Below are 19,766 nucleotides of genomic sequence, written 5' to 3'. Positions count from 1 at the left end.
GAGCAGCCGGCTGCTCAACACCGCGCCATAGGCGGCGGCACCGTCCGTCAGGCTGAGCCGCAGCAGCATGCCCAGCGGCGCGGCGACCAGCAGCGCGTAAAGGACCCCCAGCGGCAGCAGCAGCCACAGCCAGGCAAAGCGTCCGGCCGCGGCGGGACGGCGTGGCCCCGGCGACGCGTCGAGGCCGGCGGCCGCGAAGGTCCTGCTGGTGTCCGCTGAGATCATCGGGCGGCGCGGGGTGGCATGACGGCGATTCCCTTTTTCGCCGGCCTCCCAGCAATTGCCGTACCAATGTCGGCGGGTGGGGGCGCCGTACCGGGCAGCCTGCGCGCGATCGGTGCGCGCCGGGCGCCTTGTCTACGTCACGACGTCTACGTCCCGACCGGCGTTGCGCCGGTCATCCACGGCCTCAACCCGCCAAGATCAAGAAAATCGGACGGCCGGGACAGGCCCGGCCATCCACGCGGCGGCACGAGAGGGGAGGTGTTCCCCCCCTGCGGCCGAACCCATCAGGCCGCGGGCTGTTCCCCCTCGCTGCCCGGCGGGGGTGTCGGGTGCGCGCGGCGTTCGGCCATGAACTGGTCGAACTCGGATTTGTCCCTGGCGAAGCGGAGGCGATCGAGGAAGGCACCGAACTCTTTCTGCTCCTCTTCCAGGCGGCGCAGCGTTTCGGCCCGGTATTCGTCGAAGGCGCGATTGCCGCTGGACGGCGGGGACGCTGGTTCACCGCACATCCAGCTTTTCCAACCGCCCCAACCGGGCCCCTGAGTCCAGCCCGCGGCCTGAAAACCGGCCTGACGCCGCCAACGTTTGCATCCCATGCGACCCGTCCCCAACATGAAGAACAGAATGGCCAGCCCGACCGGCCAGAAGAAAATGAAGCCCAGCACCATCGCGGCAATCCCCAGCGGGCCGCTCAGCCACGGTGCCCGCCATCGCCAGTCGTGCGGGCCCCAATAAGGTGGCCCGCCGTTCGACGGTCCTCCCCTGGGGCTGCCGCCTGGACCCCAGGCCCCCGGACCCCATGGCCAGGAGCCTGGACCCGCTCCCCAGGGGCCGTTCCGCGACCCCCATCCGGCGTTTCCGTATGCGTCTTGGTTCGTAGCGCTCGCCATTCGAGTGCCTCATGTGAATGTAAGACACATTTACATTGGCTATCGGCCAGTCGCCCGTCAAGCAATCCCTCGGCGTACCGGCGAAAATTAATCCGTTGTGATCGCGCTCAGCCGATCGGGCCCGGCGCGCTCAGGCCTTGCAGGTAAAGCAGGACCCCCGCTTCCAGCAGTTCCTCGGGCGACATCGGCAGCTTGCGGCGGGACGCGTCCGGCCGCGCGAAGAGGGAGGCGACGCCGTGGGAGAGCGACCAGACGTGAAGGGCGATCATCAGCGACGGCGGCCGCTTGTCGCGGGGAAACGTCCCGGCGAGTATCTCCGCCGCCTCGCGCAGTACGGCGAATGCCCGGTCGCTGGCGGCGGCCAGTTCGGGATGCTGGTCCGCGGCGAGGCGTGAATCGAACATCGCCGCGTAATAGGCCGGCTCCGCCCGCGCGAAACCCAGATAGGCGCGGCCCATCGCCTCGAACGCCGTCACCGGCCTCGGCAGGCCGCCGTTCCACGCTCGGGTCAGCGTCTCGGCCAGGCGGTGGAAGCCGCGCACCGCGACCTCGGCCATCAGCGCGTCGGCGTCGCGGAAATGCCGGTAGGGCGCGGCGGGACTGACGCCGGCGAGGCGGGCGGCTTCCGCCACCGTGAAGCCGGCCGGACCTTTCTGCGCGATCAAGTCCAGCGCCGCGTCCACCAGCGCCTCGCGCAGGTTGCCGTGGTGATAGCCGCGCCGGCCGGGGCCGGTATCGCGAGGGTCGGTCCAACTCATGTGAGACCATCTTACATCAGCCGGCGGCGTTTGCCATCGCTCGTGGAACGGGGCGGGGCGAAGGATCGGGGTTCGGTTCGGCGCTTTGAAACGATCTTATGTCGAAACATATGGTCCGTACCGTGTTGCCAGCGGCGCCGCCTCGGGCAATGCTGCGACGCGGAACGGCAGGGGATCGATCAGAATGCATGACATCGTCATACGCGGCGGCACGATCATCGATGGTTCGGGGGCCAAAGGTTACACCGGTGACGTGGCGCTGGACGGCGACCGCATCGCCCAGGTCGGCGGCAAGGCCGGCCCCGGCAAGCGCGAGATCGACGCGCATGGACAGATCGTCACGCCAGGCTGGCTGGACATACACACGCATTACGATGGCCAGGCGACCTGGGACCCGGTGCTGGCGCCGTCGTCCTGGCACGGCAGCACCACCGTCCTGATGGGCAATTGCGGCGTCGGCTTCGCGCCCGTGCGCAAGGCCGACCATGACTGCCTGATCGACCTGATGGAAGGCGTCGAGGACATCCCCGGCATCGCGCTGGCCGAGGGCCTGGAGTGGAACTGGGAGAGCTTCCCCGACTACCTGAACGTGCTGGGCAGCATGGACCGCACGATCGACGTCGCCGCGCAGGTGCCGCACCATCCGCTGCGCGTCTACGTGATGGGCGATCGCGCGGTGCGCCGCGAGATCGCGACGGCGACGGACATCGAGGCGATGTCCCGCCTGACCGAGGAAGCGCTGAAGGCCGGCGCCTTCGGCTTCACCACCTCCCGCACCGAACAGCACAAGACGACCAAGGGCGAGCTTGTCCCCGGCCGCTTCGCCGAGGACCAGGAGTTGTTCGGCATCGGCTCCGCCCTGGGGCGCGCCGGCCGCGGCGCCTTCGGCATGCTGTCGGACTTCGAGGACGAGAGCAGCGAATTCGAATGGATGCGGACGCTGTCGAAATCGACCGGCCGGCCGATCTGGTTCCTGCTGACCGACCGCTCCTATGACCCGCAGCGCTGGGTGCGGCTGATGGATGGCGTGCGTTCGGCGCGCAAGAGCGGGGCGAACATCATCGCCCAGATCGCCGGCCGGCCCGTCGGCATCATCCTCGGCCTGACCACGTCGATGAACCCCTTCGCCGCGCGGCCGAGCTTCGCGGCGCTGTCGAAATTGTCGCATGAGGAACGGCTGGCGCGGCTGCGCGATCCTGCCGTGCGCGCCCGGATCCTGTCGGAAGAGCCGTCCGAGGCGCTGCTGGCGATCCAGCCGCCGCTGCAGCGTCCGCTCGCCAGCCGGTGGGAGCGGATCTACATCCTGGGCGATCCGCCGGATTACGAGCCGGACCAGAGCCGCAGCATCGAGGGCCTGGCCGCGCAAACGAACCTGACGCCGGCCGAATACTGCTACGACTACCTGACCGCCGAGAACGGCGACCGCATGCTGTTCTATCCCACGACGAACTATGTCCACGGCGACCACGGCGTCGTGCATGACATGATCGCCGACAAGGACACCATCCTGGGGCTGGGCGACGGCGGTGCGCATGTCGGGCTGATCTGCGATTCCAGCCTGCCCAGCTACATGCTGACGCACTGGGCGCGCGACCGGCATCGCGGGCCGAAATTCCCGCTCGAGTTCATGGTCAAGCGCCTGACCAGCGAGGTCGCGGACTTCTTCGGCTTCCACGACCGCGGCCGGCTGGAGGTCGGCAAGAAGGCCGACGTCAACGTCGTCGACGCGGCCGCGCTGCGCCTGCATCACCCTGAGCTGTGCCACGACCTGCCGGCAGGCGGCAAGCGGTTGGTACAGCGGGTGGACGGCTATACGGCGACGATCGTGTCGGGCACGCCGATCTTCGAGAAGGGGGAAGACACCGGCGCTCGGCCGGGACGGCTGGTGCGGGCGACGGCGTGAGGGCTTTCGCCCTCACCCCCGTCCTTTCCGCGCGATGAACTCCGGAAACGCGTCCTCCGCCTTCGCGCCGCGCAGGACGTGGGTCGTGTAGTCCTTCTCCTGCGCCCATTGGGTCTCCAGGTTCTCGCCCAGGTGTCGCAGCAGCAGCGACTTCACCCCGACCACAGACCCGCGGTGGTTTCCGGCGATCATCTTCGCCAGCCACATCGTCTTCGCGCGCAGCTCCGCCCGCGGCACCAGGTGGTTCAGCAGACCGATGCGAAAGGCTTCCTCGGCCTCCACCACGCGGGCGGTGAACAGGAGTTCCTTCGCGATCGGCCAGCCGACCTGGTTGGGTAGCGTCCAGGTGCTGTTGATCCGCCCATAGGCGGCGGCGAGGAAGCGGAACTTCGTCGCCTCGCAGCCCACGCGCATGTCCAGCGACGACGACAGCACCGCCGCGCCGCCATAGGCCAGGCCGTTCATCATCCCGATCGTCGGCTTGCGCGTGGCGGCGATCTCGTAGCTGCGCCGGGGGTTGGACATCGCGTCCAGTTGTTCCGGCGTATAGCGGCGGTCGTCCTCCCGCTGTTCGTGGATGTCGCCGCCGGCCGAGAAGGCCTTTTCGCCCGCACCCGTGATGACGATGCAGCCGATACCGTCGTCCGCGTCCAGCGCCGCGACCGCCGCACCGAGCTCCTTTGACAATTGCCGGTTCATGGCGTTCAGGACGTCCGGCCGGTTCAAGGTCACGATGCCGACGCCGTCTTCCTGTTCGACGAGTATGTGATGGTAGCTCATGGGTCCGTTCCTCCTGTCCCCATGCTGCATCGGCTGCCCTTGGTTTCGCAAACGCGCCCGGCGGCTGCGATACCGGGGGCGGGACTATCGAGTCGGGACCAATACCAACAAGTATTTGGCGCGTAACGACAGGCAGCGGGTTCAGGCGTTCCGCTGCGGAACGGACTCTCGCGACCGGTCACCTGCGCTGCACGAGGGTCAGCTATGCTGCAATGCAACATGCCATCAGGACAGAATGCTTGACCTATATGCGGTGCGCGCCGTTATGCTGCGTTGCAGCAAAAGGAGAGTCCGTCATGACAACTGTCTATCAGGATTCGCTCACGCATGCCGAAGCGGCCCCGGTCCAGGGCTTCAGTACGTTTCTGTCGCGGTGCGTCTCACGCTTCGTGGAACGGCGCCAGCAGGCACGGGAATTGGCATACCTGGCTGCCTATAGTGACCGGGACCTGTGGGATTTGGGGTTGAGCCGGTCCGACCTCATCGCGATCGAACGCGGCACCTATAGCCGGGTCTGACGGCTGCATTCGAATTACGATCGTATATACACAAATATATACCATTGGTAATGCCCACAGCCCAGGGACGCCGTGCTCGACGTCAGGGCTCGCCACACGCTTGCCGGCAATGAGCCGTGAATGGCCGGGAAAGGCTCGCAGGGGGCACGATGACCCCCCGGGACCGCGCGCTCAGTTGCCGCCCGTGTCCTGCTGGTTCGTCGGTGCATTGTGGCTGAACGACTGGGCGCTTGCCGCGCCGGCTCCCAGCGCCAGGACCGCGACGGCGGCAAGGATCAGCTTCTTCATCGAAAGTCTCCGTCTCCGATAGGCCGAGCAGATGGGCTCGGCCCAAAAGCTCGGCGTGGCGGAAACGCAGATGGGCGGGGTGGGTTCGTGATATAATCACCATCTGACGCAAACGACTTATGCGCCGGATGCTGAGAACCCGCTGGGAGGCCCCATGAAGGAGCACGTCTATCGCCTCGCCGTCACCTGGACGGGCAATCGGGGGGAGGGCACGCGGACCTATGCCGGTTACGCGCGCGATCATGTCATCGAGGCAGCCGGGAAGCCGGCCATCCCCGGCTCCTCGGACCCTGCCTTCCGGGGCGATCCCGCCCGCTGGAACCCCGAGGAGCTTTTGCTGGCATCGCTCTCCGCCTGCCACAAGCTTTGGTACCTGCATCTCTGCGCCGCTGCGAAACTCGTCGTGCTGACCTATCGGGACGAGGCGGAAGCGGTGATGACCGAAGATGCGTCCGGCGCCGGCCGGTTCGTCCGCGCGGTGCTGCGCCCGTCCGTCTCTTTCGTGGCCGGGGCGGACCTGGAGCGCGCGGCAGCGCTGCACCATGACGCGCACCGGTATTGTTTCATCGCCAATTCGGTGAACTTCCCGGTCCTGTGTGAACCCGTTCTCGTCATCGGATGAAGCAGGCCGGTCGGACCGGCGAGGGGGCCGTTCGTCATCGCCGAGGGCCCGATCCGGTTGCCGCGCGACATGGACCATGGCGTGAGGGCGGCCCGTCTCTCACTTGCATATTGATACTCACTATCCTATAGTGACTTGCATCATGCAATCCATGGACGGATCGCCATGCAGCGCACCCGCTTCTCCTCCATGTCCTGCCCCATCGCCCGCAGCCTGGAACATGTCGGCGAGTGGTGGAGCATCCTGATCCTGCGCGACGCCTTTCAAGGCCTGACGCAGTTCGATCAGTTCCAGAAAAGCCTTGGCATCGCGCCGAACATGCTGTCCCGCCGGCTGAACGCCTTGGTGGAAAGCGGTCTTCTGGAGCGCCGCCGCTACTCCGAACGGCCGCCGCGCGACGAATACGTCTTGACGGAACGCGGACGCGACTTCCGCCCGGTGATGTGGGCGATGCTGGCCTGGGGCAACAAGCACTTCGCCCCCGAAGGACCAAGCGTGGTGGTCGTCGAGGCGGAGACGGGGGCGGTGGCCGATCCGGTGCTGGTCGACCGCAACTCCGGCAAGGTGATGACGCATACGACATTCCGCAGCGCACCCGGTCCGGCGGCTGACGCCACGACCCGCGCCCGCCATGCGCGCCGGGCCGCGCAGTCCGCACCGGAGGTCCGGACATGAGCGACCAGGTCCTTGCGCGGGACACCGTTCCGCCCGCGACGACTCGCCGGCGCCTGTCCGTGAAGCGCGCCGCCTTCGCCGGGCTGGGGCTGGCGGTGCTGGTCGGCGGCGGGGTGGCCGGCTACCATTGGTGGACGGTCGGCCGTTTCTTCGAGAGCACCGACGACGCCTATGTCGGCGGCAACGTCACCCCGATCGCGCCGCACGTCGCCGGGTTCGTGCAGGCGATCCCGGTCGCTGACAACCAGTACGTGAAAGCGGGGCAGACGCTGATACGGCTGGACCCGGCGGACTACATCGCCGCGCTGGGCCACGCCCAGGCCGTGCTGTCGGCGCGCAAGGCCACGATCACGGACCTGGAGGCGCGGCAGACGCTGCAGCGATCCGTCATCGCCCAGGCCCAGGCCGACCTGGCGGCGAAGCTGGCGCAGGCGGTCTTCGCGGGGGAGGAGGCGGAACGCTATCGCGCGCTCGCGACCACCGCCGCCGGGTCCCGCCAGGATGCCCAAAAGGCCCTTGCCGCGGACAAGGCCGCTCGGGCCGCGGTGGTGGCCGGGCAGGCGGCGATCGAGGCGGCGCATCAGCAATTGACCGTGCTGGACGCACAGATCGCGGTGGCGAAGGCCGACCTCGCCGCCGCCGAGGCCGATGTGAACACCGCACGCCTGAACCTTGGCTACACCACGATCACCGCCCCGGTTGATGGTTACATCGGCAACCGTTCGGCGCAGGTCGGCAGCTATGTCGCCGCCGGCACCAACCTGTTGTCCGTCGTGCCGGCCCAGGGCCTGTGGGTCGACGCCAATTTCAAGGAAGACGAACTCAGCCGGATGCGGCCGGGGGACAAGGCGACGATCGTCGCCGACGTGCTGCCTGACCGTACGTTCCATGGGCATGTCGGCAGCCTTTCGCCTGCCACCGGTGCGGTGTTCAGCGTGATCCCGCCGCAGAACGCGACCGGCAACTTCACCAAGATCGTGCAGCGTGTGCCGGTGCGGATCATCCTGGATGGCGACGGCCAGGCGCTGGGTCTTCTGCGCGCCGGGCTGTCCACCACCGTCGGCGTCGATACGCGGCGATGAACGCCGCCCTGCGCGGCATCGTGCCGTTCGCGGTGATGTGCGTCGGCATGTTCATCGCCCTGTTGGACATCCAGATCGTCGCGTCGTCGCTCGCGGATATCGGCGGCGGCCTGTCGGCGGCGCAGGATGAGATAAGCTGGGTCCAGACCGCCTATCTGATCGCCGAGATCTGCGTGATTCCGCTGTCCGGCTGGCTGACGCGCGTATTCTCCACGCGCTGGCTGTTCACTGCCTCGGCGCTGGGGTTCACGCTGTCCAGCATGCTGTGCGGCGTGGCCTGGAGCATCAACAGCATGATCCTGTTCCGAGCATTGCAGGGGCTGCTGGGCGCGTCGATGATCCCGACCGTGTTCACCTCGTCCTTTCATTATTTCGAGGGACAGAGGCGCGTCTATGCCGCCGCCGTGGTCGGCACGATCGCATCCATCGCGCCCAGCCTTGGGCCGGTGATCGGGGGATGGATCACCGATACGCTGGACTGGCACTGGCTGTTCTACATCAACCTGGTGCCCGGCTTCCTGGTGGCGATCGGCGTCGCGCTGCTGGTCGATATCGACCAGCCCGACCTCAAGCTTTTGAAAGACGCGGACTATATCGGCATCGTGCTGATGTCGGTGGCGCTGTCGTCGCTGGAGTACGTGCTGGAGGAAGGCGCGCGCTGGAACTGGTTCAGCGATCGTACCATCCGAAACTGCGCGGTGGTCGCATCGATCGCCGGGGTCATGTTCGTCGTCCGCAGCCTGACCTACGCCCACCCGGTGGTCGATCTGAGAGCGCTGACGAACCGCAACTTCCTGCTGGGCTGCATCATGTCGTTCGTCACCGGCATCGGCATTTTCGCGACCATCTATTTGACGCCGCTGTTCCTGGGGTATGTGCGCGGCTATTCCGCCTGGCAGACGGGGCTGGCGGTGTTCTCGACCGGCATTGCCTCGATCGTCGGCGTGCCGGTCTACGTGTTCCTGGGGCGCAAGGTGGACCTGCGCTGGCTGATGCTGTTCGGCCTGACCAGCTTCGGCCTGTCGATGTGGGCGTTCACCTACATCACCAGCGATTGGGGCGGGGGCGAATTGTTGCTGCCGCAAATACTACGCGGCTTCCCCCAGGTCTTCGCGGTTGCGCCCAGCGTTACGCTCGGCCTCGGCAGCCTGCCGCCGGCGCGGCTGAAATACGCGAGCGGATTGTTCAACATGATGCGCAACATGGGCGGCGCGGTGGGGATCGCCGTCTGCGGGGCGGTGTTGAACGACCAGACGAACCTGCATTTCCTGAACATCGCTTCCACCCTGACGCCGGCGAACCCGGCGATGAACGAACTGCTGTCCAATCTCGGCGCAAGGCTCACGACGGTGCTTGGCTCCGCGCCGGGGGGACATCTGGCCGCGATCGAGCAGTTGCGGGCGATCGCCTACCGGGAAGCCTCGACGATGGCGTATGCCGATGCGTTCCGCGTGATCATGGTGGCGTTCATCCTGACCGCGCCGCTGGCGCTGTTCCTGCGCAAGGTGGCGCCGCCGAAAGCGCCGTCGGCGGAAGGGCACTGAGGGCGCTTGGCGCTCTCGTATCAGGTCAGGGCAGGGGCAGGTTCGGGAAGGGCGACCGGTTTGCCGAGATACTGCTCCAGCACATCGATCGGAGGCCCGTCGGCGCGGACGTGGCCCTGATCGAGCCACAGGACCCGCGTGCACCAGTCGCGGATAATCTCGGTTTGATGCGTCGACAGCACCAGGATCTCGGCGCTGCGGACCATCGTCTCCAGCCTGGTGCGCGCCTTTTCCATGAAGGCCGCATCGCCGGCAAGGATCCACTCGTCCATCAGGAGGATCTGCGGCTTGATCGCCGTTGCCATCGCGAAACCAAGCCGGACGACCATGCCGGAGGAGTAGATTCGCACCGGCAGGTCAAGGAAGTCCGACAACTCCGCGAAGCTGGCGACATCGTCCTCCAGCCGGGCGATTTCCGGCTTGGAGAGTCCGGCGTAAAGACCGCGCAGCAGGATGTTTTCCCGCCCCGTCAGCTCCACGTTCATGCCCAGGCTGGGGTCCAGCAGCGAGCTCAGGCTGCCCTGCACGCGGATATGGCCTGCCACCGGCTCGTAGATTCCGGCCAGGACCCGCAGCAAGGTCGTCTTGCCGGCGCCGTTCGATCCGACCAGGCCAAGGCGATCGCCCGGTTGGAGCGTGAGGTTGATATCGCGCAGCGCGCGGACGACCACATGCTGTCCCTGCTCGCGGCCGAGGCGTCCCGTCGCCGCGGCCAGCGCCATCTTCTTCAAGCTGCGCGAGCTTCCGTGGTAGAGCGGAAACCAGACCGAAAGGTCCTCGACGTCGATCCGTGCCTTGATTGCCATACCTTAGACCCAGAACGTGATGCGGCCGCGCGCGCGAACGAAGAAAGCCCAGGAGACCAGGCATAGCAGGGCGCTGGAGCCCAGGGCCCCCACCCAGGTTGCGTGGGAAATCGGCGAATTCAGGATCGGTCCGCGCACGATCTCCAGCAGGTCATAGAATGGGTTGAGCGCCAGGAAACGTTCCCGCGCCGGTCCGAGCTGCTCGGGCTTCCACATCACGGGGGTCATGAAATACGCGATCTGCATGACGCTGTTGACGATCGGCTGGATGTCGCGGAACCGCGCGCAGAAGGCGCCGAATATCAGGGTCAGCGCGATCGAATCGATGGCCCAGATGAGCATGCCGGGCAGGGCCAGGAATGCCTCCCATCCCGGCACGATCCGGAATACCGCGAAGACGACGACGATGACGGCGATATTGTGCGCCAACGCAATGACGTTGCGAACGAGGACGCGGATCGAGAACACCGTGAACGGCATGCGCACCGACCGGATGATCGCCTCGGATTCGGTGAAGGCGGCGCAGGCCTCGGAAACGATGGCGGCAAGATAGCCCCATAGCACCTGCGACAGGGCGAGGAAGGGCAGGTATCCGGCAACGTCGATCTTGAACAGCGCGGAGTAGAGGAAGCCCAGCGAACCGACCATGACGCCGGTCGATATCGTCAGCCAGAACGGGCCCAGCATCGACCCACGATAGCGCAGGCGGATGTCCAGCCAGCCCAGCGTCAAGGCCAGGCGCCACAGCTTGAAGCCGCTGACGAGATCCAGGACGGCCCAGGAATGGCGCATTCCCAGCGACATCCGGCCGTGCAGGTCCAGATTGCTCGACTGCGACGCGGAAAGAAGGGCAGTGCTCATGGGGGGCCTCGCTTACTCCATTCACCAGGCCGGCACAACGAATATGGCCCCCTGCGCGAAGCATCCCCGCCCCCGACGGAGGGGGTGTGAAAATCATCTTCTAAAAATTTTGTGACCGAAGCAGGCCGTCCGACATGCGCTGAAACGGGGCGTGTTCCGCCGTGTCCAAGCCATTCGATTCAGGCACCGCAACCATTCCGATATGACTTGCCTGAAAGATGGATGTCGTTTAAGGGCTTGTGATGTGTTCCTGATGCATTGGGTCAGCTTGACCGTCTGGCCTCCGGTTCTAGTGGGAGACGTAACCGAATGACCGCACGGAAAGGCTGTACCGAAGCTGTCGTCAGATGGCAACGAGTCCGTGCGTTCGGTGTCATGGCGTTATTGGCGGGTCTCGCAGCCTGCGGCGCGCCGTCGACCCAGCAGGCTTCGTTACAGGAAACAGCACGTTACGTGGCCCATGCGCGCCGCGACTACCAGCCGCCCGGACCGCCCGAGGATCCGTGGGGTCCGTATATCCGAGAGGCTTCGGCACAGTACGACATTCCGGAGCAATGGATCCGCGCCCTGATGCGCGTCGAGTCCGGCGGCCAGGAATACCAGGACGGCCAGCTGATCACCTCCTCCGCCGGCGCGATGGGGCTGATGCAGGTCATGCCGGAGACGTACGACATGCTTCGGGACCGGTACAATCTGGGTGACGATCCGTTCGATCCGCACGACAACATCATGGCCGGCGTGGCTTACATGCGGGAGATGTACGACCTGTACGGCTCGCCCGGCTTCCTCGCCGCCTATAATGCCGGCCCGGCGCGGTTGGACGACTACCTGTCCAATCAACGGGCGTTGCCGAACGAAACGCGCCATTACGTCGCGATGATCGGACCCCAGTTGGCGGGGATCTATCCGAACAACCGTTCCGCGGCCGATCAGCTTGCGATCAACCAGTTACCCGTCAACATCCCGCCGGGCCGGCGTTACGGCCGACCCGTCATGGTGGCCAAGAAGGATCGCGGGGGGCGTCGCATGCCTGAAAGGTTGCCGGTCGAGGTCGCCCAGCTTCCCGATCCGCGCCGTCGCGAGTCGGCCAACCCGAGGCAATTCGCCTTGCTGGTGCCGCCGCCGCCGCCACCGCCTCCACCCCATGGCGGCTTCCGCCTGATCGCGTCCGCCAACGCGGCTGACGTGCCGTTGCGGCGTGGCGCCGCCAGTTCCGGACCGTGGGCGATCCAGATCGGTGCCTTCAACTCCGAAGCCATCGCGCACTCCGCGCTCGTCACCGCTCGGTCTCACGCCGGGGCGGAACTGGCGGTCGCGCACCCGCATGTCTCATCGGTCCGCCAGGGCCGCAACACCCTGTGGCGTGCCCGCATGGTCGGGATGTCGCGCGACACGGCGGTCCAGGCCTGCGAGAAGATCACCCATACGCACGGCAACTGCATCGTGCTGTCGCCCGAAGCCCAATCCTGATGTGAACCTTTCCCCATGCCGCGGCCGCGACGGGCCACGGCATGGGGCGGCTTGGGCCGGTCAGAGCGGCTTCAGCGGCGGCGTCTCGCCCTCGGGCAGCGGAACCTGCGCCACGTTCAGCACCATCGAGACCAGGCTGTAGTAGCCGACGGCGCCCACCAGGTCGCAGACCCCCCGTTCGCCGAAGCGCTCCAGCATGGGCGTGTATTTCTCGTCGGGCACATGGCCGGTCGACAGCAGCGCGGTGACGAATTCATAAACCAGGGTCTCGTCCGCGCTCATGTCCGCCGGACGGCGCCCGACCGCGACTGAATCCAGGATCGTCGGGTTCAGGCCGGCCTCGATCCCCAGCCGGCGATGGGCATAGAACTCATACTGCGCGCCCCATTTGCGGCCGGCCATGCAGATCGCCAGCTCATTCAACGGCGCGGGGATGGAACTGCCGAACCGCACATAGGCGCCGACCCGCTGCACAAGGTCGCACAGTTGCGGGCTGCGCAGCAGCGCGTTGAACGGGCCGCGCAGGCCGGCGCCGCGAGGGCCTGACTGGATCGCCTCGGCCACCGCCCGCTGCTCCTCGGTCATCGCTTCCGGTGTCAGAACGGGAAATCTTGTCTCGGACATCGTGTCTTCTTTCTGTTCCAGGTGATCGCGTGGACAGGCGTCATGCCGTCCGGGACAGCATAGCCTGCCTTACAATCTGAAAAAGGGGCGCACCTTGTCTGGCGTAGCGGAGAGCGTAGCTTTCCGGCGACGGAGGATCGAGACATGGCCTACACAATTCACGTGAATGGCGTCCCCAGGACCGTCGATGTCGACGGCGATATGCCGCTTCTCTGGGTGCTGCGCGACGAACTCGACATGACCGGGACCAAGTTCGGCTGCGGCGCAGGGCTGTGCGGCGCGTGCACCGTGCACCTGGACGGTACCGCCGTGCGCGGCTGCCAGACGCCGGTCAGCGCCGTCGGCGACGGCAAGGTCACGACGATCGAGGGCATGGCGTCCGATCCGATCGGCAAGCGCCTGCAAGCCGCGTGGCTGGAATTGGACGTGCCGCAATGCGGCTACTGCCAGGCGGGACAGATCATGTCCGCGGCGTCCCTGCTGGCGCAGACGCCGCATCCGACCGATGCCGACATCGATTCCGCGATGACCGGCAATATCTGCCGCTGCGCCACCTACACGCGGATCCGCGCTGCGATCAAGCACGCGGCGGGAGGTACGCCATGACCTCGCGCCGGTTCTTCCTCAAGGCCAGCGCCGCCGCCGGGGGCGGACTGCTGCTGCGCGCGGTGTTGCCCCTGCCGGCCTGGGCGGCCGATGCGCAGGCGGACCGATTGACCGCGTTCATCGAAGTTTCACCGGATGGCTTCGTTACCATCCGTTCGAAAAATCCCGAGGTGGGGCAGGGCATCAAGACGATGTTGCCGATGGTGATCGCCGAGGAACTCGACATCGACTGGCCGCATGTGCGCATCGAGCAGGCGCCGCTGGACCCCGAGGTCTTCGGTCCGCAATTCGCCGGCGGCAGCATGGCGACGCCGATGAACTACATGCCGATGCGCCGAGCAGGGGCGGTCGGCCGGGCGATGCTGGTACGGGCGGCGGCGGAGCAATGGGGCGTTTCGGTCACCGAACTGCGAACGCAGGACGGGGTCGTGCATCACGACCCATCGGGCCGGTCCATCGGATACGGCGCGCTGGCCTCGGCCGCTGCCGCGGTGCCGGTGCCGTCGCCGGACAGCGTGACGCTGAAGGACCCCAAGGATTTCCGCATCATCGGCCGGCCGATCCACGGCGTCGACAACCCCAAGATCGTCACTGGACAGAAACTGTTCGGAATCGACATGGTCCGGCCGGACATGCTGATCGCGGTGTTCGAGAAGTGTCCCGTATTCGGCGGCAAGATCGCCAGCGCCAATGTCGATGCGATCAAGGCGCTGCCTGGTATCCATGACGCGTTCATCGTGCGCGGCAATGGTGGCCGCGACCCGCAAGGGGTCGCCGACGGCGTCGCCATCCTCGCCAAGAACTGGTGGGTGGCCAACACCGCTCGGCAAAAGTTACGTATCACATGGGACCAAGGCGCGGCGGTGCACCAGAGCAGCCGGCGTTTCGCCGAGGAGGCTGCACAACTTTCCGGTCGGACGCCTCGGACATCGTTGCGGCATGATGGCGATCCCGATGGCGCGCTGAAGACGGCAGCGCATGTCGTCGAGGCGAACTATGCCTATCCGTTCCTGTCGCACATCCCGCTGGAACCGCAGAACTGCACCGCGCACTGGCAGGACGGCAAGGTCACGCTGTGGGCGCCGACGCAGAATCCGGCGCCGGGCCGCAAACTGGTGGCCGAGGCGCTGGGGATCGGCCAGGCGAACGTGACGGTGAACATGCTGCGCATCGGCGGCGGCTTCGGTCGTCGCTTGCGCAACGATTTCATGGCCGAGGCCGCCTGGATCAGCCGGCAGGCCGGCGGCGTGCCGGTGAAGCTGCTGTGGAGCCGGCAGGATGACGTGCGGCACGATTTCTATCGGCCGGCAGGATTTCATTTCCTCCGGGGCGGACTGGATGGAAGCGGCAAGCTGATCGCGCTGACGGACCACTTCGTGACGTTCAGCCGCGACGGCAAGCTGGCGGACTCGGCAGGGCTGAACGAATACGAGTTTCCGGCCGCGCTGGTGCCGAACTTGTCGTATGGGATGTCGATGATGGACCTCGCGGCCCCCACGGGGCCGCTGCGGGCGCCTCGATCGAACGCGCTGGGTTTCGTCTTCCAGTCCTTCGTCGACGAACTGGCGGAGCAGGCGGGGCAAGATCCGTTGGCGTTCCGGCTGGCGATCCTGGGCGAGCCGCGGGTCATCCGGTCGTCGCCCGGACGACCCGACCCGCGCGCGGACTTCGACACCGGCCGGATGCGGGCCGTGCTGGAAAAGGTCGCCCAGGTCTCCGATTGGTCCAACCGCCATACGCTGCCGCAACGAAGCGGCAAGGGCCTGGCCTTCTACTTCAGCCACATGGGCTACTTCGCCGAGGTCGTCCAGACAACGGTGTCGCCGGCGGGGGACATCAAGCTGGACCATGTCTGGACCGTCGGCGACGTCGGCAGCCAGATCATCAACCCGCTGAACGCGGTGAACCAGGTCCAGGGCGCGGCGCTGGACGGCTTGGGCGCGGCCCTGGGCCAGGCGATCACCATCGATGGCGGACGGGTGATGGAATCGAATTTCGACGCGGTACGGCCGTTGCGGATGGACCAGGTACCGCCGGTCGAGGTCCACTTCCTGACCACGGACCATCCCCCGACAGGCCTGGGCGAGCCGGCGCTGCCGCCGGTGATCCCGGCGCTGTGCAACGCGATCTTCGCCGCGACGGGAAAACGGATCCGGACGCTGCCGGTCGATACGGGGGCGCTGAGGGTTTAGGCGGGGCCTGGGGCCCCCCTAACCGTCCCACACGCTCGACGGCATCGGCAGGTCCTTGAACGCGCCGGCGTCCAGCGTGGTCGCCGGCTCGATCTCCGCCATGCCCAGCAGCATGAACCACTGCCGCACATGCTGGCCGCAGTGCCAGGTCGTGCGTTCCAGCACCTCGTGCAGCGTCTGCGCGCCGTAATAGGTCTGCACCACCTGCTTGCCGGTCCGATCGGCCTTCGTCGCCCACCACTCGCCCAGGTCGCCGAACACCTTCCGGCCATAGGCACCAAGGTCCGCGCTGGTCTGCATTGCCTCCGGCACGCCTGGCATCAGCAGGTCGTTGGTCAGCGTCGCGCCGCCGGCGACCATCATCATGCCCTCGGGGATGCGGAAGATGTGGTGACCCAGCACGCGATAGGTACGTGGCCGGTTCGGCACTTCTTTCGACATCAGCGCGTCGGGCATCTGCGGCACGATCTTCGAGGCGGTGTCGACGAACAGCGACAGGCGCCGCACCAGTTGTTCCGGCGACAGCACGGGGCCGGTGGCTTCGTTCAGCCCCAGGAACTTGACGACATGGCCGATGTTCTGCGCGAACACCCAATCATCGCCGCGCGACAGCACCGGAATGGAACGAGCCCCCAGGCGCTTCAGTTCGGCGACGCCGTCGGGATCGGCCAGGATATTGATGGAATCGAACTCGATCGCACGGACCGAGAGAAACTCTTTGAGTTTCAGGCAGCTTGTTCAGCCAGGCTGCCAGAACACCTTCAGCGCGATATCCGCCTGCATGATGCATTCTCCATTTCCGGCAGACTTAGGCGGTACGGCGGACGGCGTCAATCTCAAGGGGACGGGCCTTGAACGTCGAACGCCCGCCCGTGCCTCAGAACAGTCCGTCGCCGCCGTTGACGTGCAGAAGCTGACCCGTGACGAACCCGGCGTTGACCAGATAGACGCAGGCATCTGCGATGTCGTCGACATGGCCGATGCGGCGCACGGGGATTTCCTCGATCCGCTCGCCATAGCCGTTGGCGAAGTGCGGATATTGCGTCCAGTCCCGCGTCGTATCGATGACGCCGGGTGCGATGGTATTTGCGGTAATGCCGAATTGGCCGAATTCAACGGCGATCGCCTTCGACAACGCGAAGACGCCTGCTTTGCACGTGACGTTGTGGGCCCGATTGGGGATGACGGCGAAACCGTCCTTGCCGGAAATATGGATGATGCGGCCCCAGTTCCTGGCTTGCATCAACGGCAGTACCGCGCGCGCGAGGTAGAACGAGGCGCTGAGGTTGGAGTTGATGATGCGCTGCCATTCTTCAATGGATATGTCGAGGAACTTGGTGTGCAGGCGCACCGATACGTTCGAGACCGCGATGTCGACCCCACCAAACGTCTCCGCCGCTTTATCCACCATGGCTTGAACGGCGCCCGGATCGGCAACATCGGCCAGGATCGGCAGCGCACGCACCCCCAAGGCTTCGGCTTCCGCGGCCACACGGTCGATCGCCTCCTTGTTGCGATGGCCGTTGATCACGACGTTGGCGCCGCCGCGGGCGAAGGCAAGCGCGATCGCCCTTCCGATATTCTGGCCTGAGCCGGTGATCAGCGCGGTCCGGCCGGCGAACGGGCGCCCTGAGGATTCTTCGGACATTTTTCCCTCCCCTTCATGATTGTGGGCGGGAGCGTATAGCGGGATGGCGGGACTGGCCAAGCCGGAGGAAGCGTCGCGATCCCGTCCAAGGGTCCCCGCAGGGAAGACCAAGGGCCGTCATCGGCCGCTACACGAGGCAGGCGGTTTCAGGCGGAAAGGAGGCTCGTTACCATGTAATACCGATCGGTATTGATCCTTGCTTGGTGGCCGGCGTCCTACCCGACGGCCACGTCCAGCCAACCACCCCGATCGAACCGCGCCCGATCCCCCGGACGCAGCAGCACGGTCGTCGTATCAGATTCAACCAACGCCGGACCGGCAACCGTCTGCCCGTTGCCCAAGGCCAGGAAGTCATAGACCGGGATTTCCGTCCATCCGCCCAGCCAAACCCGCCGCGTGCCCTTGGCCGGCGCATCGGGCCGGTCCGCGGCGGCCGCCTGCGGGACCGACGGCAACCGTCCGATCACCGACAGGCGCGCATTGACCAGCACCACCTCCTGATCGCGCAGCGCGTAGGTGTACAGCGCCTCATGCGCCGCGTGGAACCGTTCGGCGATCGCCGCCGCGTCGGACAGGTCGACGCCGTCCAGGCCGACCGGAATCTCGAACACCTGCTCGCCATAGCGCATGTCGGCGGAGCGGACCGTGGCGACCTCGCCGCCGAACCAGGACAGGCGGGCGCGCCCCTCTTCCTCCATCTCGGCATAGGCGGCCCCCAGCGCCTTGGTGTCCAGCGCGCCCGTCTGGCTGACGCTGCGGCTGAGTTCGACGCGCAGGTCGGTGTTCAGCATGCCCCAGGCCGACAGCACCGAGGCCGCGATCGGCACCGCCACCCGTCCCACGCCGAGGGCCGAAGCGACCGCCGTGATATGCAGTCCCGCCGCGCCGCCGAACGCGAGCAGCGTGTAGCCCCGAGGGTCGACCCCGCGCCGCACCGTCGCGACGCGCACGCCGTCCGCCATGCGGGAGTTCACCAGCCGATGGATGCCGCCGGCCGCGTCCTCGACGCCGATGCCCAGGGCATCCCCGACGCGCGCCACCGCCGCGGCCGAGGCGTCGCGATCCAGCGTCCGCCGCCCGCCCAGGAAGTTGGCCGGATCGAGGAAGCCCAGCACCAGATTGGCGTCCGTCACCGTCGCCTCCGTGCCGCCCTGGCCGTAGCAGGCCGGACCGGGGACGGCGCCGGCGCTCTCCGGCCCCACGGCCAGCAGGCCCGACCGGTCCAGGTGCCCGATCGACCCGCCTCCCGCCCCCAGCGTCACGATATCCAGGCTCGGGAGCGCGATCCGAGCGTTGGCGACGGACTTGTCGCCCGATAGTCCGGGAACGCCGCCGCGCACCACGGCGATGTCGGTCGAGGTCCCGCCCATGTCGAAGCCGATGATGTCCTGGGCCAGCCCGGACCGGCTGAGCGCCACGCAGGCCGCGACGCCGCCGGCCGGTCCGGACAGCGCCGTCCCTGCCGCCAGCCGTGTCGCCTCGGTCACCGAGGCCACGCCGCCATGCGACAGGATGACCAGCAATTCGCCGCCGTAACCGGCTTCCTCCAGCCGCCCGCGCAGGCGGCCGAGATAACGTTCGATCACCGGACCGACCGCGGCGTTGGCGACGGTGGTCGAGAACCGTTCGAACTCCTTGATCTGCGGCAGCACGTCGAAGGAGGTGGTGACATAGACGCCGGGCAGGGCGGCGCGCACCGCCTCGGCCGCCGCGTGTTCGTGTGCCGGGTTCTTCCAGGCGTGCAGGAAGCAGATCGCGACGGCGCCGACGTTTTCCGCCTTCAGCGTCGCGATGGCGGCCTCCAGCGAGGCGCGGTCCAGCGGCGTTTCGACCGACCCGTCGTAGCGGATGCGCTCGGTGACCGGCAGGCGCAGGCGGCGGGGCACCAGGGGCGTGGGCGGTGTCATGCGCAGGTTGAAACGTTCCGGCTTCAGGCCTTCCCGCATCTCGATCACGTCGCGGTGGCCGGCGGTGGTCAGCAGTCCGACGCGCGCCGTCTTGCCTTCAAGGAACGCATTCGTCGCGACAGTCGTTCCGTGAACGATCCGAGCGGTCTGGCGCAGCAGGTCCGCGGTGGTCAAGCCAAGCCGTTCCGCAGCCAATCCGATCCCGGCAAGGACTCCGTCCGACTGGTCTGCGGGGGTGGTGGAGGCCTTGGCGATGATCGTTTCGCCGGCGGCGGAGACGACGATGTCGGTGAAGGTGCCTCCGACGTCGATGCCGATCGCGTAGGTCATGCGGTTCCTGTCAGATGGTCTTGGGGAAGGGAAGAGA

At 66.8% G+C, this 19,766-nt stretch carries 19 protein-coding genes and 1 pseudogene; 10 read left to right on the top strand and 10 right to left on the bottom strand.

Annotated elements, in window-relative coordinates; genetic code table 11:
* The 3 genes from VHB27_RS08930 to VHB27_RS08920 all read right to left on the bottom strand — a co-directional run.
* The coding region (locus VHB27_RS08930) for a hypothetical protein (protein WP_325599404.1) at window positions 1-225 on the bottom strand (225 nt) is incomplete at its 3' end.
* 284 nt (window positions 226-509) lie between these two features.
* Window positions 510-1,115, bottom strand: coding sequence for a DUF2852 domain-containing protein (locus VHB27_RS08925; protein WP_325599403.1), 606 nt, complete (start codon window positions 1,113-1,115; stop codon window positions 510-512).
* A gap of 107 nt (window positions 1,116-1,222) precedes the next feature.
* Window positions 1,223-1,873, bottom strand: a complete 651-nt coding sequence (locus tag VHB27_RS08920) for a TetR/AcrR family transcriptional regulator (RefSeq protein ID WP_325599401.1) — start codon at window positions 1,871-1,873, stop codon at window positions 1,223-1,225.
* Window positions 1,874-2,057: 184 nt separating this feature from the next.
* Here VHB27_RS08920 and VHB27_RS08915 point away from each other — a divergent pair, with 184 nt between their 5' ends.
* The gene (locus VHB27_RS08915; RefSeq protein WP_325599399.1) at window positions 2,058-3,776 is read left to right on the top strand and encodes an N-acyl-D-amino-acid deacylase family protein; all 1,719 of its coding nucleotides are present in this window, start codon (window positions 2,058-2,060) and stop codon (window positions 3,774-3,776) included.
* Between the two features lie 12 nt (window positions 3,777-3,788).
* Here VHB27_RS08915 and VHB27_RS08910 read toward each other — a convergent pair whose 3' ends face one another.
* Window positions 3,789-4,556: an enoyl-CoA hydratase/isomerase family protein gene (locus VHB27_RS08910; protein ID WP_325599397.1), complete on the bottom strand. Its 768-nt coding sequence runs from the start codon at window positions 4,554-4,556 to the stop codon at window positions 3,789-3,791.
* A gap of 296 nt (window positions 4,557-4,852) precedes the next feature.
* Here VHB27_RS08910 and VHB27_RS08905 point away from each other — a divergent pair, with 296 nt between their 5' ends.
* The 5 genes from VHB27_RS08905 to VHB27_RS08885 all read left to right on the top strand — a co-directional run bounded on the left by VHB27_RS08905 (window position 4,853) and on the right by VHB27_RS08885 (window position 9,285).
* Window positions 4,853-5,074, top strand: a complete 222-nt coding sequence (locus VHB27_RS08905) for a DUF1127 domain-containing protein (protein ID WP_325599395.1) — start codon at window positions 4,853-4,855, stop codon at window positions 5,072-5,074.
* Window positions 5,075-5,516: 442 nt separating this feature from the next.
* Window positions 5,517-5,984: an OsmC family protein gene (locus VHB27_RS08900; RefSeq protein WP_325599393.1), complete on the top strand. Its 468-nt coding sequence runs from the start codon at window positions 5,517-5,519 to the stop codon at window positions 5,982-5,984.
* Between the two features lie 165 nt (window positions 5,985-6,149).
* Window positions 6,150-6,659: a winged helix-turn-helix transcriptional regulator gene (locus VHB27_RS08895; RefSeq protein ID WP_325599391.1), complete on the top strand. Its 510-nt coding sequence runs from the start codon at window positions 6,150-6,152 to the stop codon at window positions 6,657-6,659.
* Window positions 6,656-7,741: an HlyD family secretion protein gene (locus VHB27_RS08890; protein ID WP_325599389.1), complete on the top strand. Its 1,086-nt coding sequence runs from the start codon at window positions 6,656-6,658 to the stop codon at window positions 7,739-7,741. Before VHB27_RS08895 ends, VHB27_RS08890 begins: the two co-directional genes overlap by 4 nt.
* Complete coding sequence (locus VHB27_RS08885) at window positions 7,738-9,285, top strand: DHA2 family efflux MFS transporter permease subunit (RefSeq protein ID WP_325599387.1); 1,548 nt, start codon at window positions 7,738-7,740, stop codon at window positions 9,283-9,285. Before VHB27_RS08890 ends, VHB27_RS08885 begins: the two co-directional genes overlap by 4 nt.
* Before the next feature lie 20 nt (window positions 9,286-9,305).
* On the opposite strand, the pseudogene VHB27_RS08880 reads toward VHB27_RS08885, so the two are convergent.
* Window positions 9,306-9,929, bottom strand: a pseudogene (locus VHB27_RS08880) (ABC transporter ATP-binding protein); the annotation flags it as partial.
* 165 nt (window positions 9,930-10,094) lie between these two features.
* Window positions 10,095-10,952, bottom strand: a complete 858-nt coding sequence (locus VHB27_RS08875) for an ABC transporter permease (RefSeq protein ID WP_325599383.1) — start codon at window positions 10,950-10,952, stop codon at window positions 10,095-10,097.
* Between the two features lie 453 nt (window positions 10,953-11,405).
* On the opposite strand from VHB27_RS08875, the gene VHB27_RS08870 reads away from it, so the two are divergent.
* Window positions 11,406-12,422, top strand: coding sequence for a lytic transglycosylase domain-containing protein (locus VHB27_RS08870; protein ID WP_325599381.1), 1,017 nt, complete (start codon window positions 11,406-11,408; stop codon window positions 12,420-12,422).
* A 60-nt stretch (window positions 12,423-12,482) separates the two neighbouring features.
* Here the strand turns inward: VHB27_RS08870 and VHB27_RS08865 are convergent, their stop codons facing one another.
* Window positions 12,483-13,046 carry a carboxymuconolactone decarboxylase family protein gene (locus VHB27_RS08865; RefSeq protein WP_325599379.1) on the bottom strand — a complete coding sequence of 188 codons (564 nt, stop codon included), beginning with the start codon at window positions 13,044-13,046 and terminating at the stop codon, window positions 12,483-12,485.
* 144 nt (window positions 13,047-13,190) lie between these two features.
* Between VHB27_RS08865 and VHB27_RS08860 the strand changes: the two genes are divergently transcribed.
* Window positions 13,191-13,652, top strand: a complete 462-nt coding sequence (locus VHB27_RS08860; RefSeq protein ID WP_325599377.1) for a (2Fe-2S)-binding protein — start codon at window positions 13,191-13,193, stop codon at window positions 13,650-13,652.
* Window positions 13,649-15,844: a molybdopterin cofactor-binding domain-containing protein gene (locus VHB27_RS08855; RefSeq protein ID WP_325599375.1), complete on the top strand. Its 2,196-nt coding sequence runs from the start codon at window positions 13,649-13,651 to the stop codon at window positions 15,842-15,844. The genes VHB27_RS08860 and VHB27_RS08855 overlap by 4 nt, the downstream gene beginning before the upstream one ends.
* An 18-nt stretch (window positions 15,845-15,862) precedes the next feature.
* Here the strand turns inward: VHB27_RS08855 and VHB27_RS08850 are convergent, their stop codons facing one another.
* The gene (locus tag VHB27_RS08850) at window positions 15,863-16,516 is read right to left on the bottom strand and encodes a hypothetical protein (protein ID WP_408903986.1); all 654 of its coding nucleotides are present in this window, start codon (window positions 16,514-16,516) and stop codon (window positions 15,863-15,865) included.
* Here VHB27_RS08850 and VHB27_RS08845 point away from each other — a divergent pair.
* Window positions 16,412-16,699, top strand: a complete 288-nt coding sequence (locus tag VHB27_RS08845; RefSeq protein WP_325599371.1) for a hypothetical protein — start codon at window positions 16,412-16,414, stop codon at window positions 16,697-16,699. The two genes, VHB27_RS08850 and VHB27_RS08845, sit on opposite strands and share 105 nt — an antisense overlap.
* Window positions 16,700-16,721: 22 nt before the next feature.
* Here VHB27_RS08845 and VHB27_RS08840 read toward each other — a convergent pair whose 3' ends face one another.
* The gene (locus VHB27_RS08840; protein ID WP_325599369.1) at window positions 16,722-17,552 is read right to left on the bottom strand and encodes an SDR family NAD(P)-dependent oxidoreductase; all 831 of its coding nucleotides are present in this window, start codon (window positions 17,550-17,552) and stop codon (window positions 16,722-16,724) included.
* A 155-nt stretch (window positions 17,553-17,707) separates the two neighbouring features.
* Window positions 17,708-19,729, bottom strand: a complete 2,022-nt coding sequence (locus tag VHB27_RS08835; protein ID WP_325599367.1) for a hydantoinase/oxoprolinase family protein — start codon at window positions 19,727-19,729, stop codon at window positions 17,708-17,710.
* Window positions 19,730-19,766: the final 37 nt, after the last annotated feature.

Origin of the sequence: Rhodopila sp. (assembly GCF_035548235.1) — a bacterium.
Taxonomy (GTDB): domain Bacteria; phylum Pseudomonadota; class Alphaproteobacteria; order Acetobacterales; family Acetobacteraceae; genus Rhodopila.
Note: the sequence above shows the minus strand (reverse complement) of the source record. Positions and strands in the feature narration are given on the sequence as shown.

What these genes read in the sequence shown, in the direction of transcription:
- VHB27_RS08835 (WP_325599367.1), bottom strand. Translation starts at nt 19,729, where the DNA reads ATGACCTACGCGATCGGCATCGACGTCGGAGGCACCTTCACCGACATC.
- VHB27_RS08915 (WP_325599399.1), top strand. Translation starts at nt 2,058, where the DNA reads ATGCATGACATCGTCATACGCGGCGGCACGATCATCGATGGTTCGGGG.
- VHB27_RS08925 (WP_325599403.1), bottom strand. Translation starts at nt 1,115, where the DNA reads ATGGCGAGCGCTACGAACCAAGACGCATACGGAAACGCCGGATGGGGG.
- VHB27_RS08875 (WP_325599383.1), bottom strand. Translation starts at nt 10,952, where the DNA reads ATGAGCACTGCCCTTCTTTCCGCGTCGCAGTCGAGCAATCTGGACCTG.
- VHB27_RS08900 (WP_325599393.1), top strand. Translation starts at nt 5,517, where the DNA reads ATGAAGGAGCACGTCTATCGCCTCGCCGTCACCTGGACGGGCAATCGG.
- VHB27_RS08885 (WP_325599387.1), top strand. Translation starts at nt 7,738, where the DNA reads ATGAACGCCGCCCTGCGCGGCATCGTGCCGTTCGCGGTGATGTGCGTC.
- VHB27_RS08855 (WP_325599375.1), top strand. Translation starts at nt 13,649, where the DNA reads ATGACCTCGCGCCGGTTCTTCCTCAAGGCCAGCGCCGCCGCCGGGGGC.
- VHB27_RS08845 (WP_325599371.1), top strand. Translation starts at nt 16,412, where the DNA reads ATGGCCGATGTTCTGCGCGAACACCCAATCATCGCCGCGCGACAGCAC.
- VHB27_RS08890 (WP_325599389.1), top strand. Translation starts at nt 6,656, where the DNA reads ATGAGCGACCAGGTCCTTGCGCGGGACACCGTTCCGCCCGCGACGACT.
- VHB27_RS08860 (WP_325599377.1), top strand. Translation starts at nt 13,191, where the DNA reads ATGGCCTACACAATTCACGTGAATGGCGTCCCCAGGACCGTCGATGTC.
- VHB27_RS08910 (WP_325599397.1), bottom strand. Translation starts at nt 4,556, where the DNA reads ATGAGCTACCATCACATACTCGTCGAACAGGAAGACGGCGTCGGCATC.
- VHB27_RS08865 (WP_325599379.1), bottom strand. Translation starts at nt 13,046, where the DNA reads ATGTCCGAGACAAGATTTCCCGTTCTGACACCGGAAGCGATGACCGAG.
- VHB27_RS08920 (WP_325599401.1), bottom strand. Translation starts at nt 1,873, where the DNA reads ATGAGTTGGACCGACCCTCGCGATACCGGCCCCGGCCGGCGCGGCTAT.
- VHB27_RS08905 (WP_325599395.1), top strand. Translation starts at nt 4,853, where the DNA reads ATGACAACTGTCTATCAGGATTCGCTCACGCATGCCGAAGCGGCCCCG.
- VHB27_RS08895 (WP_325599391.1), top strand. Translation starts at nt 6,150, where the DNA reads ATGCAGCGCACCCGCTTCTCCTCCATGTCCTGCCCCATCGCCCGCAGC.